Here is a 13,641-nt window from a genome sequence, read left to right on the forward strand (position 1 = left end):
GTATTCCCATCTGATCAGGCAGCATTCAAGGTGGTGTACTTAGCCACCCAGCAGGCATCCAAAAAGTGGTCGATGCCCATCCGTAACTGGACGTCTGCTTTGAATCGCTTTATGATTATGTTTGATGACCGTATAAGCAGGCATTTAATCTAAAGGGCAGTTACACAGAATATGGGATGGGCTCGATAAAAGCGATAGAAAATTTTATACATTTCTACTGGAATTCAGACGATTTTTTAGAAATTATTTATATAAAAAGTACTTTACCAAGTATCCTTACTTTCGCCAATGACTCCACCTACGAAGATGCACTGAAATCACTCAATAATATGGAAGATCTCATTGATGACTTAAATACAATCAGTGATAATAGTGCAAATATGGATTGGTAGATATCACTTAATAGACTTTATATTTTTCAGGTTAGTCAAGCTTGGACTGAAATCTGGAATCTTTTATTAAATGTTTTTCTTTATTAAAATATTAGCTTAGCAACTACTCGATAGTAGAGGTTCAAACTCAAAAAAAGCAGCAAGATAATCTATCTTGCTGCTTTTATATTTAACTCAAACTATCTAACTCTTAGATTTCTGCCGCAACCTCAGCCCCATCACGAATCGCACGTTTGGCATCCAATTCAGCGGCCAGTTTTGCACCACCGATTAGGTGATATTGCGCGTCTGGCGCATCACCCACATTTGGCATTAGCTCAACGACTGACTCTTGACCAGCACAGACGACGACACTATCGACACGTAATAACTGGCTTTGACCCTGTGGGTTAGTTACCCAGATACCTTCGTTGGTGATTTTGTCATATTGCACGCCAGCGACTTGGATCACGCCGTGAGATTTGATATGAGCACGATGTACCCAGCCTGAGGTTTTATTTAGACCACTGCCCAGACGACCTTTACTACGCTGCATCAGATAGACTTGGCGAATTGGTTTAATCGCTGCTGGTCTGACCAGACCACCATCACTTTGATAGTCGGTATCATTGGTCACGCCCCACTCTTCGCGCCACTCGCTGATTGACTGTGGCTCAGGGCGATAGCTTGGATCTTTTAATCCCTCAGGGCCGATCTCATCCAGTGACTTACCATGATTAGCCGTTAGATATTCACTTACATCAAAGCCAATACCACCAGCACCGATGACCGCGACTGTGTTACCCACTGCTTTTTCGCCAGACAGTAGCTCAGCATAGCTCATGACTTGTGGCAGCTCAGCCCCTTCGAGCTTACCTTCTAGACTTCTCGGTACGACACCCGTTGCCACGATGACATGATGGAACTTGGCTTTCTCAAGCATGTCCTTATCAACTTTGGTGTTCAGTTTAATCTCAACACCCAAATGCTCAAGCTCATTGATATAGTAGCGAATAGTCTCAAAGAACTCTTCTTTGCCAGGGATGACTTTGGCGTAGTTAAACTGCCCGCCAAGCACATCTTTTGCTTCAAATAGAGTCACGTCATGACCACGTAGGGCAGCTACATGAGCGGCTGACATACCAGCGACACCGCCACCGATGACGGCGACTTTTTTCGGCTTTTTGGTTTTTTTATAGACCAGTTCAGTCTCATAACAGGCTTGCGGATTGACCAAACAAGTCGAGCGTTTGTTTTCGAACGTATGGTCGAGGCAGGCTTGGTTACAAGCAATACAGGTGTTAATGCGATCTGTCTGACCGTTTTTGGCTTTATTGACCCAGTGCGCATCAGCCAAGAATGGACGTGCCATCTGAATCATATCAGCTTGACCAGTCGCAACGATTTCTTCTGCTGTTTCTGGCATATTGATACGGTTAGCCGCCATCATCGGGATACTAATATGCTTTTTGATTTCAGCGGTGAAATCAACGAAAGCGGCTCGTGGCACACTCGTCACGATAGTCGGGACACGCGCTTCATGCCAGCCGATACCAGTGTTCATGATGGTCACGCCCGCTTCTTCTAGTGCCTTAGCCACGGTAATGACTTCATCCATGACATTACCGTCTTTGACCAAATCAATCACTGATAGGCGGAATAGAATAATAAAGTCTTCGCCAGTCGCCTCACGTACCGCTTTGACCACGTCGACAGCGAACTTCATACGTCCATGAATATCACCACCGTAGATGTCTTTACGCTTATTCACATGGCTTGATAAAAACTGGTTGAGTAGATAACCTTCAGAGCCCATGATTTCGACACCATCATAGCCTGCTTGCTTGGCAAGTTTGGCTGAGCGAGCATAGTCTTTTACCGTTTGCTCAATGTTTTTGATGCTCATCTTGCGTGGTTTAAACGGTGAGATTGGGGATTTGATTGGGCTAGATGATACGGCAAATGGATGATAGCCATAGCGACCACTGTGCAATATCTGCATGATGATTTTGCTGTCGTGCTTGTGCACAGCACGAGTAACGCGCTGGTGGTTGATAACGTCAGCTTTGGTATTCATCGTTCCGCCAGCAGGCAACAACCAACCTTCGCGGTTAGGCGAGATACCGCCAGTAATCATCATTGCCACGCCGCCCTTGGCACGTTCTGCAAAATACGCCGCCAACTTGCCATAATTATAAAAACGGTCTTCAAGCCCAGTATGCATCGAGCCCATAACCATACGGTTTTTTAGCGTAGTAAAGCCCAAATCTAGCGGCTCAAATAAATGCGGATAGTGTTCATTGGTGCTAGCGGTTTGGATCGTATTGGCACTATGGCTGGCAGACATATCATTTTCCTTATGAATAGTTTATGAGGCTACTTCTTAAAAACGGCTTTTTAGAATTAGTGGGTCTAAGGGGTTTAGCATCTTCGATATCGTAACACACCGCGATTATTGTCAGCTATGCAGACAAGCGACTGATGAGTGAGCACTATATTAATTGCTATAACGAGCGGGACGGTGTAACAGGCTGCACTGTGGCATATGGTTAAGCAAACACCACAAAACCCAGCCAACTTTTGAGGTAGATTATATACCGTTAGCTTAATGTCACCTAAAAATTAGACTAAGGTATAAATCGATAAATATCGACTTGTACCTATACTTTCTATGCTAGATTACTGTACTAAATAATATACTGACGTTAATGTACTGACGCATTATAGAAATACGATAAAGGACTATCATCATGACAGATTTCCATACAGGCCTTGGCAAAAATGCCGCCAACCATCAACCACTTACCCCTATTGATTTTATCATTCGCAGCGCGCAAGTTTATCCTAATAAGACTGCCATCATTTATGACGACCTAGAACACAATAACCTTACTCAGACATGGCAACAGACCTATACTCGCTGTCGCCAACTGGCTGACGGCTTGCGAAAATTAGGCATTGATAAGAACGACACCGTAGCCGTGATGCTGCCAAACACGCCTGCGATGGTCGAATGCGCCTTTGGTGTGCCGATGTCAGGCGGCGTACTCTGTACTTTGAACACTCGTCTCGACATCAATGCACTTACCTTTTGTTTACAGCATTCCGAAGCAAAGGTTTTAATTCTAGACAGCGAGTTTGCTGAGCATGCTGAGATTATTGATGAGACTTTTCCAGACTTAATCGTCATTCATTCAACGGACAAAGCTGTCGATGTCGAGCGTTTTGGGCTCATGAGTTATGAAGCATTAGTAGCCAGTTCAGACAGCCTGAATAACTGGGAGATGCCGACGGATGAATGGGATGCCATTGCGCTAAATTATACCTCTGGGACGACAGGCAAGCCTAAAGGCGTGGTCTATCATCATCGTGGTGCAACTCTCAATGCTATCTCTAATATTTTAGATTGGGACATGCCCAAGCACCCGATGTATCTGTGGACGCTGCCGCTGTTTCACTGTAACGGCTGGTGCTTTCCGTGGACCATCGCTGAACGTGCTGGGGTCAATGTATGCTTGCGAAAAATTGATGCTGATTTGATATTGCAGCTGATTGCCAAGCATCAAGTTAGCCATTACTGCTCTGCACCAGTCGTGCACAATATGATTGCAGGCGGCAAACCAGAGTATAAAGACGCTATTATCCATACGGTCAAAGGCTGGGTCGCTGGTGCACCGCCATCTGAAACTATGCTGGCCGCGATGGAAGCAATGGGCTTTCATATCTCGCACGTCTACGGTCTCACTGAAGTATATGGGCCAGTGACGGTCTGCGCTGAGCAGGAAGAATGGGATGAGCTTGATGTGGCGACACGTGCTCAAAAGAAATCGCGCCAAGGCGTAACGTCACACTTGATGGCAGGGTTTGAAGTATTTAAGCAAGGTACGACTGAACCAGTCGCCGCTGATGGAGAAGAGATGGGCGAGCTGGCACTACGTGGCAATATGGTGATGAAAGGCTATCTAAAAAGCCGCAAGGCTACCGAAGAGGCATTCGCTGATGGCTGGTTCCGCACAGGCGATTTGGGCGTTAAATACCCTGATGGCTATATCAAAATCATGGATCGACTGAAAGATATCATTATCTCAGGCGGTGAGAATATCTCTAGTATCGAGGTAGAAAACGTTTTGTATAAACTACCTGCGATTGAAAGCTGTGCTGTCGTCGCCGCGCCACATGATAAATGGGGTGAAGTGCCCGTTGCCTTTATCGAAATTCACGCTGGTAGCACGCTGCAACGTGATACGGTGATGGAGCATTGTAGTCAGCACCTAGCAGGTTTTAAAGTGCCGAAATATATTGTTTTTGCAGAAATACCGAAGACCAGTACCGGTAAAGTTCAAAAATTCGAGCTACGCCAAGCGGCTAAATCATTGGCACACGAAACGCCAAAAGTAACCGCTAGTGTTAAATAAAACGGCGACTTATTAAGTCATCAATTAACATCCATCAAAAAGGTCAATCACGTATAAGTGACTGACCTTTTTTCGAGTGCTAGCCTATAGTCAAAGAAGTCTAAAGCGGGTACAAGGCAGCCGACTGCAGATTGTACAAATAGTACGTCTAGGGAGGATAACGCCGTAGCCGCTTAGTAGTTCTCTGACTATATTTATAGAGAACTAATTATGTTAACCAAGCTTAGGCTCAAGCCACTGATAGATTAGCATTCCTATAATCATGGCAGGAATAAACACATAGGCTTGCCATTGACCAGTACCGAGCAATACAATTCCTGGTCCTGGGCAAATACCAACTAGCCCCCAGCCGATACCGAACAACATCGCACCGATAAGCAATTTTTTATTAATGACAGTTTTGCTCGGCATATCAATCGGTGTACCAATCCAACTGCTCTGTTGACGCTTTGCCAATCGTACACCGAAAAACGCCACTATCAGACCACCGCCCATCACCAGTGCAAGGGAGATATCCCATGCACCAAATACGTCTAAAAATCCTTGTACCTTTACAGGATCGGTCATACCTGACACCAGTAGTCCAAGTCCAAACAGTAGTCCTGCCAGCAATCCGATTATATTTTTTAGCATCGTCGTATCTCGCTATTGTTATCTTTTATTAACCATCATATGTCGTTCGCGCGTTAGCCCAGCTATCAACCTTCATCTGGCAATCTGCCATGAATTCGCTATAGCAGGCCTAATACGTGTCGACCGATATAAACGGTCACAATCCCAAACAGCATAAAGGTGACGGTCGCTGCCAATGACCGTGGAGACAGCCGTGCATTACCACAGATACCATGCCCACTCGTGCATCCTGAACCTAAACGCGTGCCAAAGCCGACCAACAATCCCGCACCAATCAATAATGGCACGGAAGTATTGATAGCTACCTCAGGTAGCGGTCTTGCCAACTGATATAGCAGTGGTGAGATGACCAGACCCAGTATAAACAGCACCTGCCACATCTCTACACGCTTGGGTTTTAGTAGGCTTGAAAAGATGCCACTGATACCTGCTATACGGCCGATACCCAGCAGTAAGATAACCGTCGCTACGCCTAGCATTAGACCTCCTACCAAGGAGATCGGCGTAAATGCTTGCCAGTCTATTTGTATGCTCATAACGGACTACCTAATTAAGTTTATTAAATACGTACTTGAGTATTAATTTATAAAAATACATTATATTATAAAATATAATAAAAAGGTAAAAAAATACTGAACCTAGCATGACAATAATGGTTCAGTATTTTTTATAACTGTTAAGATAGTACTGCAAAGGCTTTAAAAAGGGCAGTGAAAAAACTTAATAAGCTATCCTATTACTATCTTTATCAGCCCTCTTAATTGGTATCTTTACTGGCTCAGCACTTTATTAAGTGCCGTTTCAAAACGCGCTACTGTACCATCGATATCAGTCAATTTATCCAAGCCAAACAGGCCCAAACGGAAAGTTTTGAAATTATCAGGCTCGCCCACTTTTAATGGTACGCCAGCAGCGATTTGCACTCCGATTTCAGCGAACGCGCTACCTTTATGCATGTCATCACGATCAGTATAAGAGACGACAACGCCAGGTGCTTTAAAACCTTCAGCAGCGACGCTCTCAACACCTTTGGCTTCTAATACTTCACGGATACGTCTGCCAAGTGTCCACTGTGCGTCACACAATTTATCAAAACCGATTGCTTTGGCTTCATTCACAGCATCACGGAACTGACGTAAGCTGTCTGTCGGCATAGTCGCATGGTACGCATGACCGCCATTTTCGTAAGCACGCATGATGTTCAACCATTGCTTTAAGTCGATACTAAAGCTATCAGATTCAGTACTGTCTACTTTTTTGACAGCAGTATCGCTTAGCATGACCAAACCAGCGCCCGGCGTACTGCTCCAACCTTTTTGCGGTGCGCTAATCAGTACATCGATGCCCAATGCTTTCATATCTAGCCATACACAGCCTGAAGCGATGCAATCAATGACTAACAGTCCGCCAACGCTATGCACAGCCTCACTCAACGCTTTGATATAGTCATCTGACAAGATGATACCCGATGAGGTTTCAACATGCGGCGCAAATACCACTGCTGGCTTTTCTTCTCTGATTTTAGCTACAGCAACGTCGATATCGACTGGAGCAAACGGCTTTGGCGACTCACTATCATCAGCACGATTGGCCGTGAGCACTGTAGATGACTTGGCGATTTTGCCTTTTTCTAAGATTTGCGTCCAACGATAGCTGAACCAGCCATTACGAATGATTAGGCAGTCTTCATCATTTGCCAACTGACGAGCGACTGCTTCCATACCATAAGTACCAGAACCAGGAACAATCACCACTGCGTCAGCGTTATACACAGATTTTAGGTCACTAGATAGGTCGTTCATTACTTGCTGAAAGGCTTTTGACATATGGTTCAGCGCACGATCGGTGTAAACCACTGAATACTCTAATAAGCCGTTTGGATCGATATCTTGACGTAATGCTGGCATTGAACACTCCTAGTGTATGGTTAGATAATATGCGACATGGATTAGATAGCACTATAATCAAGTGCTATTATTTGATGGTGAGGTCTTGCGCTGTCTAGAGATGCGTTGTCTTTAAACGAATAAAAAACAACGGACACTGATGAGGTCTACTAACGTGAAGTTAATATATTTGTAGTCATATTACGAGCAAACACCAGCACATATCTTGACCTAAGCCATCCATGAGAGCTTGATATTAGCACTGATACTGAAGGTTGACAACGATACGCTCAGGCAACGATATGACTTGCGCTATCGAGCATTTATTGGTAGGTATTGATTGATACGTTTTGATTTATAAAGCCACGATAAAAACATCAATGCCCACGATGAGCATCTTGTAGTCCTGATACCACGAAGTCTAGCAACTCACTGTCGCCTTCGCGTGCGGCTTTGCGCATCAGTTTCGATGGTGCATGAGTCAATGTTTGAGTCAGACGTCGCGATAGCTCAGTGATGATATCTTCTGGACTAACATCGTCTTGTTGCAGCTTAGCAATAGATTCATGCAGCAGCTGATCCACCTGACCTTGAGTACACGCACGATACTGCTGAATGTCTTTGCCAACTTGGCGAACTTGAAAGCGGCGATCTATTTCAACCACCAATTGACTCACTAGCAGCTCAGCATCCACTGCGGCTTGACGACGCTGCTCGATATTACCTGCAATGACATGCTGCAAGTCATCGACAGAATACAGATAAACATCATCAATACGGCTAATAGTCGAATCGATATCGCGCGGTACGGCCAAATCTATCATAAGCATTGGTTGATAACGGCGACGTTTTAGCGCTTGTATGGTCATTGTCTTATCAATCAACAAATCCATACTACCACTACAACTGCTAACAATATCGGCTTCCGCCAATACTTGCGGTAACTCTTGTAAGGGTCTAACGTCTACGCGGCGATTAGGGCCACGTAGTTCAGCCGCTAATGCTTCGGCACGTTCGGGATTACGGTTACAGATAATGACTCGTCCGACCCCTAGCCCTGCGATATGGGTGGCCACCAAGCGATTCATCTCACCTGCCGCAACGACCAAAAGCGTGCGACTGGGTAAATCATCAAATATCTGTGTGACCAGTTTAGCTGCGGCAAAGCTAAGCGATACGGCCTGCGCGCCAACCTGCGTCTCGTTACGCACTCGTTTGGCAGCAGCGAACACTTGATCGATGATCCAGCCGAGCTGATTACTGAGTACTTTTTGGTCTTGAGCCAGATGCACAGAGTTTTTGATTTGACCGAGAATCTGCGGCTCGCCCAGTATCATAGAGTCGAGACCAGCCGCTACTCTTAACCAATGAGTCAGTGCATGAGTATCACGATGTACATAGAGATAAGGATCAATATCAACGAGTGGCAATTGCTTGAAGTCAGCCAGCCACGTTTTGATTTTGGTAATATGCGCACTAATCGCAGCAGACGAGATATTCATGCTACTACTAAAAGTATTATTGGATGATGATTGATCAGCAGCTTTGACATCCTGCACATTAGATAATTGTGAGTCAGATAGTTGGCCGTTAACATGCTGCGACGTTGAAGTGTGCGGCACTAGCGCATAGATTTCGGTGCGGTTACAAGTAGAGACGATCACGCTACCATCAGTAAATGCTTCTATTTGTTTGAGTGCGACATTTACATCGTCACCCACAAGCGCCAAGCGCTCTCGCAGAGCGACTGGTGCAGTTTTGTGATTGACCCCAATGACCACTAATCTCATTATCGATAGACCATAAACATGACGCTCAGTTGCCCCTTACGCTATCTTATTATTTTTAAAAGACAGTTTTTGACGACAGCGCTAAAAAGGAAGACCCTAAAAACCGCCTATTATATCATTATTGCGGGCTTTAATTAACACTCACCCATCTATGATAACCATATCTCTGTATCTGGTCGCAAATGTAACAAATCAACTACTCATACGATTTATAAAATCAATAGCTGGGTTTTGACTTATGGTCAATAATATAACGTTAAATCATTCGCTTACTCTATCTTAACTTGTTATATTTCTATAATATTCAGTTCGACAGACCTATCTACATTTAATCATCTGCAGTATCGTTCTTTGGCGACGTACTCGCTACTAGTAGCATACTCATACAGCCAGACCTGCCAATATCTGAGTAACACGGATGCTATTGTTTATCTCATCGGTCTACTCTTATAATGCTTGTCATGGGTACATATTGCCAATATCTAACGTAAAATGATTAAAACAAACTTGCCTTATCTGTGTAGGTAAACCATGGGCGAATACGGCTATCTATGATTTTTTTTGGGTCATTACTTCGGTCACCACATCCCTATAGCGAATACTCTAGCTTCCGTGCTTTATTGCATGTCGCTATTGAGCGCCTGTGTCAACGGTATAAGCTAGCGTTGTCTCTAGCTGTGTGCCTGTGTTTGGCAGCCCCTGTCCATGCCAGCCATCCCGATATATTGCTAGAAGCAAAAATTCCTAAAGTATCAGTTGCTACCGATATTAAAGCAACTGCCGATAAACCAGATAATGATAGTGCTCTGTTCGATACACCTTATAATGAAGACACGCTCACCATAGAAAACGTAAAAAACATTAATGGCTTAGCGCCAACCAGTCTATGGCAACCTAAGCTTAGTGAACCAAGCTTGTACGCTCTACTGGATGCCGAGTTTGCTGCTGATCGCGATGACAAACGACGTGCAGTTGCTATTTATAAGCAACAGTCTTTTAAAGAAGATGCCACAGCGGTATTTGAGAGAGCGCTTAGTTTGTCTTTGCGTAATGAAAGGGTTGAAGACTCATTACAGTTTGCCAAGACATGGCAGGACCAAAATCCTGACCATGTGCCTGCATGGTTTTATGTCGCGCATTTGGCCTTACGTGCCCACGACTATATATTAGCAGGCGAGACTTTAAACCGTATCTTGCGCTATGACCCACGTGCAGATTTAAGCGAAATTCTCATAGGTATTTATCCAAATAATGATGACGATAAACGCGAGCTGCTTGCCGCGTTGCAGCCGCTAGATAGTGAGCAAAATGCCTCCTTGTCGGTATTAAAAGCGGGCTTACTCTATCAATTTAACGAACCTGAAGTCGCTATCGTTCATATCAATCGAGCGCTAGAGCGTCAGCCAGACTATGTGCCTTTTATTACCTTAAAAGCGGATATATTGCGCAAAATTGTGACCGCAGAGACTGCCATCAATTACGTCAGTCAAGCTCGTCTACGCAACCCTGATAGCAAAAGCTTATATCTATATGAGATTCGCTATCTATTAGACTTAAAGCAAAGCGAGCAAGCGTGGAAATTATTGCTTGAGGCGCATAGCCGCTTTAGCGATGATGCCGAGATTACCTTGCTCGCAGCATTAGTCAGCCTAGATATTGAAAAGTACGCTAGTGCTGATGAGCTACTCAATATGCTTGCCAAGAGTCCAGCTTATCTTGATCAAGCCTATTATTATCTGGGTATCAGTGCTGAGCGTCAGCAGTTGTTCGATCAAGCCAAATACTATCTCAATGGCGTCATGCAAGAGGATTTGGTATTAGAAGCTCGTAGAAAAGTAGTGGCGTTTGAATTACTCGATAACGACGTCGATGGGGCAATCGCGACGTTAGAGAAGCTGCGCAAAGACTTCACAGTATTCGCGCCTGACACTTTTGTCATGCAAGCCGATATCTTGTGGCAACAAAACGAATCGGATGAAGCACTGCGTTTACTAACCCGTGCCGCTCGTAAATATCCTGATAATGAGATGCTACTCTTTGCACGGGCTCAGCTGTTAGATGATAAAGAAGATTATGTCGTTAAGCGCACCCTGCTGAATCACTTGCAGGCATTAGATCCTAGTAACTTATCCTATCAGTTAAGCTATGCACAGTTGCTACTGGCAAATGAGCGCAGCTCAGAGCAAGGTCTGGCGCTAGCGACAGCGATTATTCAGATTCGCTATGATGACCCACGTTATGATAACGACCTACATCTGCAAGCCTTAAATGTCTTGGCGGGCAATGCATTGGCCAAAGAGAACTATCAGCAGGTCATCGACTATCTACAGACACCTTATGATGTGCTGCCAACTCTGCGCTCAGGCACGCTGTTATTGCGCGCCTACCAAGGCTTAGGCAACAATGACAAAGTTGAGGCGTTACTCGCAGATTTGCAGAAGCGCTTCTCATTTGGACAGCACAATATCAATGACCGCATACAGCTGTATTAATAGCGCTGATTTTGGATATGCTTTTTGGGTTTTGCGATTACAGAGATATGATAATTGATAAGGTTTTTATAAAACCGAAGCATTTATAAATTACAAGGTCGTTATAAGAAGCTAACAGCCGTGCATAACCGAGCAACAAATAACGCTTAAGCTAATATCTTTGTTCATCTTTCCATTTTTGAGAAACTATTATGTCAGCATCAATCACTTCTTTTAAAGCAAATAAATTGGCTCTGTTTACTGCTATAACTGCAGCAATGGTCATTACCTCTGGTTGTCAGTCATTAAAAACGGCCAACGCGACCAACCAACCAACGACCACTGTACAAGGTCAAAATGCTGAACAACCAAAAAAGCTAGAGAGCTTCAATATCACCGGTAAAATTGGGGTAACGACGCCTGCGAGTGATTCGACCGGTACCCAAGGTGGTAGTGCATTTTATGCATGGGGTCAGCAAAATGACCGATTTGCCATTGAATTAATTGGCGCACTTGGTATTGGTAAAACCAACATTGAATACAATGGTCAGACCGCTACTCTAGTTAGTGAAAAGACAGGTACATTGACTGCTGACGACCCTGAAACCTTGCTAAAGAAAGCCACTGGTTGGCAAGCACCAATTTCACAAATGCCTTATTGGATTTCTGGTCGCCCAGCACCTTCAGACAGCGCACCACAACTGGATGATCAGAACCGCTTAGTTAGCTCAGTCAATGGCGAGTGGACAGCCAGCTTTACTTATAAAGGTACGGATAAGCTACCTAGTAAAATTAGCGCAGTACAGCCTCAAGGCAACAAAGTTGTAATGACGATTAATCACTGATCTATCTTTTATTAACAACAGAAATCCTGCTGAAAACCATCATTGCTAATTAAGATAGCTGTTTGTAACTGCACCTTATGATAAAAAAAATATGACTGAAAATATAGCTTCATTATTTGCTTCTACGATTACCCGTTTATCGCCTGCAAAACTCAATCTGTTTTTGCATATCACGGGTAAACGTGCCGACGGCTATCATAATTTGCAAACGGTATTTCGCCTGCTCGACTGGGGCGATTATTTGCATTTTTCGGTCAGCAACGATGCTGTTATTTCTACTATAGCTAGTGAATTAACTTCTAATCAATTCTGTCATCAGCTACTGATACTAGATGGTGCAGAGGCTATCACTACTAGTATAGAAGACAATTTAATTTTCAAAGCGGCACGCGCATTGCTAGCATTTGCCATACAGTCAAACACTTTACCTGAGCAGTTGGCAAAAGTGCATATCACTTTAGATAAGCACTTGCCAATGGGCGCGGGTCTAGGCGGTGGCTCATCTAATGCAGCAACGGCTATACTAGTGCTCAATGAGATTTGGCAGCTTAATTTTACCTGTGATGAGCTTATAAAGATTGGCGCGACTGTAGGTGCGGATGTACCTATATTTATCTTTGGTCAAGACGCTATTGCCATGGGTATTGGTGAAGAACTGACTACGATTGAGTTGCCTGACCAGCAATATTTAGTACTGACGCCTAACGCTCATGTAAATACTGCTAAACTATTCGCCCATCCCAAGCTACAGCGAGATGTCGCGCCCCTATCGGTTGCAACCATCAAAAACCAATACGCTGACTATGTACAAACGCTCACTCCGCCTTATCATAATGTCTTTACTCCAGTGGTGACGAACCTTGCTCCTGCTGTTGCAGATGCCTTAAGTTATCTACAGGGGTTAGAAGCGCAAACACTCGGCACAGCACGAGTGACTGGCTCTGGTAGTGCCGTGTTTTTGCCGTTGGATGCGAGTGTGGCTACTAATGAAAAGCTTGTGGCGAAGTGGATTGCAGATGCGCCTTGTACGGCATATATCGTTGGAAACTTAAAATAGCACATATAACCTTTAGATTTCTTATCATCTAAATAATGACAGTGGTAGGATTGCCGATTTTAATTTGCTAAAATAGCGCCAGCAGTAACCTATGATGAATAAATACCAGAAAAAGCAGCAAATGACTTGCAAAATCTGAAAATTTACTTATAATAGGTCGCCACAATAGGGGT

The 13,641-nt window shown here is 44.2% G+C and carries 9 protein-coding genes and 1 pseudogene; 5 read left to right on the top strand and 5 right to left on the bottom strand.

Annotated elements, in window-relative coordinates:
* A pseudogene (locus QO187_RS10325) lies at positions 1-153 on the top strand (IS256 family transposase); the annotation flags it as partial.
* A 429-nt stretch (positions 154-582) separates the two neighbouring features.
* On the opposite strand, the gene QO187_RS10330 reads toward QO187_RS10325, so the two are convergent.
* Positions 583-2,718, bottom strand: a complete 2,136-nt coding sequence (locus QO187_RS10330) for an NADPH-dependent 2,4-dienoyl-CoA reductase (RefSeq protein ID WP_102093220.1) — start codon at positions 2,716-2,718, stop codon at positions 583-585.
* 403 nt (positions 2,719-3,121) lie between these two features.
* Between QO187_RS10330 and QO187_RS10335 the strand changes: the two genes are divergently transcribed.
* Positions 3,122-4,786, top strand: coding sequence for an AMP-binding protein (locus QO187_RS10335; RefSeq protein WP_102093221.1), 1,665 nt, complete (start codon positions 3,122-3,124; stop codon positions 4,784-4,786).
* 213 nt (positions 4,787-4,999) lie between these two features.
* Here the strand turns inward: QO187_RS10335 and QO187_RS10340 are convergent, their stop codons facing one another.
* The 4 genes from QO187_RS10340 to hemA form a co-directional block, all read right to left on the bottom strand.
* Positions 5,000-5,419, bottom strand: a complete 420-nt coding sequence (locus QO187_RS10340; RefSeq protein WP_102093223.1) for a DUF6691 family protein — start codon at positions 5,417-5,419, stop codon at positions 5,000-5,002.
* Between the two features lie 98 nt (positions 5,420-5,517).
* Positions 5,518-5,955, bottom strand: coding sequence for a YeeE/YedE family protein (locus QO187_RS10345; RefSeq protein ID WP_102093224.1), 438 nt, complete (start codon positions 5,953-5,955; stop codon positions 5,518-5,520).
* Between the two features lie 234 nt (positions 5,956-6,189).
* Positions 6,190-7,326 carry an aminotransferase class V-fold PLP-dependent enzyme gene (locus tag QO187_RS10350; protein WP_102093225.1) on the bottom strand — a complete coding sequence of 379 codons (1,137 nt, stop codon included), beginning with the start codon at positions 7,324-7,326 and terminating at the stop codon, positions 6,190-6,192.
* Between the two features lie 356 nt (positions 7,327-7,682).
* Positions 7,683-9,095: a glutamyl-tRNA reductase gene (gene hemA, locus QO187_RS10355; protein WP_102093227.1), complete on the bottom strand. Its 1,413-nt coding sequence runs from the start codon at positions 9,093-9,095 to the stop codon at positions 7,683-7,685.
* 551 nt (positions 9,096-9,646) lie between these two features.
* Between hemA and QO187_RS10360 the strand changes: the two genes are divergently transcribed.
* The 3 genes from QO187_RS10360 (at position 9,647) to ispE (ending at position 13,468) form a co-directional block, all read left to right on the top strand.
* Complete coding sequence (locus QO187_RS10360; RefSeq protein WP_102093228.1) at positions 9,647-11,587, top strand: tetratricopeptide repeat protein; 1,941 nt, start codon at positions 9,647-9,649, stop codon at positions 11,585-11,587.
* A 191-nt stretch (positions 11,588-11,778) separates the two neighbouring features.
* On the top strand, positions 11,779-12,411 hold the full coding sequence (gene lolB / locus QO187_RS10365; protein ID WP_102093230.1) for a lipoprotein insertase outer membrane protein LolB: 633 nt from the start codon (positions 11,779-11,781) through the stop codon (positions 12,409-12,411).
* A gap of 91 nt (positions 12,412-12,502) precedes the next feature.
* The gene (gene ispE / locus QO187_RS10370) at positions 12,503-13,468 is read left to right on the top strand and encodes a 4-(cytidine 5'-diphospho)-2-C-methyl-D-erythritol kinase (protein WP_102093232.1); all 966 of its coding nucleotides are present in this window, start codon (positions 12,503-12,505) and stop codon (positions 13,466-13,468) included.
* Positions 13,469-13,641 lie beyond the last annotated feature (173 nt).

It is taken from the genome of Psychrobacter sp. Arc9 (genome assembly GCF_041431295.1).
In the GTDB taxonomy this organism is placed as follows: domain Bacteria; phylum Pseudomonadota; class Gammaproteobacteria; order Pseudomonadales; family Moraxellaceae; genus Psychrobacter.

Excerpts from the sequence above, each read along its gene's own strand:
- QO187_RS10330 (WP_102093220.1), bottom strand. The coding sequence starts at position 2,718 with ATGTCTGCCAGCCATAGTGCCAATACGATCCAAACCGCTAGCACCAAT.
- QO187_RS10335 (WP_102093221.1), top strand. The coding sequence starts at position 3,122 with ATGACAGATTTCCATACAGGCCTTGGCAAAAATGCCGCCAACCATCAA.
- QO187_RS10340 (WP_102093223.1), bottom strand. The coding sequence starts at position 5,419 with ATGCTAAAAAATATAATCGGATTGCTGGCAGGACTACTGTTTGGACTT.
- QO187_RS10345 (WP_102093224.1), bottom strand. The coding sequence starts at position 5,955 with ATGAGCATACAAATAGACTGGCAAGCATTTACGCCGATCTCCTTGGTA.
- QO187_RS10350 (WP_102093225.1), bottom strand. The coding sequence starts at position 7,326 with ATGCCAGCATTACGTCAAGATATCGATCCAAACGGCTTATTAGAGTAT.
- hemA (WP_102093227.1), bottom strand. The coding sequence starts at position 9,095 with ATGAGATTAGTGGTCATTGGGGTCAATCACAAAACTGCACCAGTCGCT.
- QO187_RS10360 (WP_102093228.1), top strand. The coding sequence starts at position 9,647 with ATGATTTTTTTTGGGTCATTACTTCGGTCACCACATCCCTATAGCGAA.
- lolB (WP_102093230.1), top strand. The coding sequence starts at position 11,779 with ATGTCAGCATCAATCACTTCTTTTAAAGCAAATAAATTGGCTCTGTTT.
- ispE (WP_102093232.1), top strand. The coding sequence starts at position 12,503 with ATGACTGAAAATATAGCTTCATTATTTGCTTCTACGATTACCCGTTTA.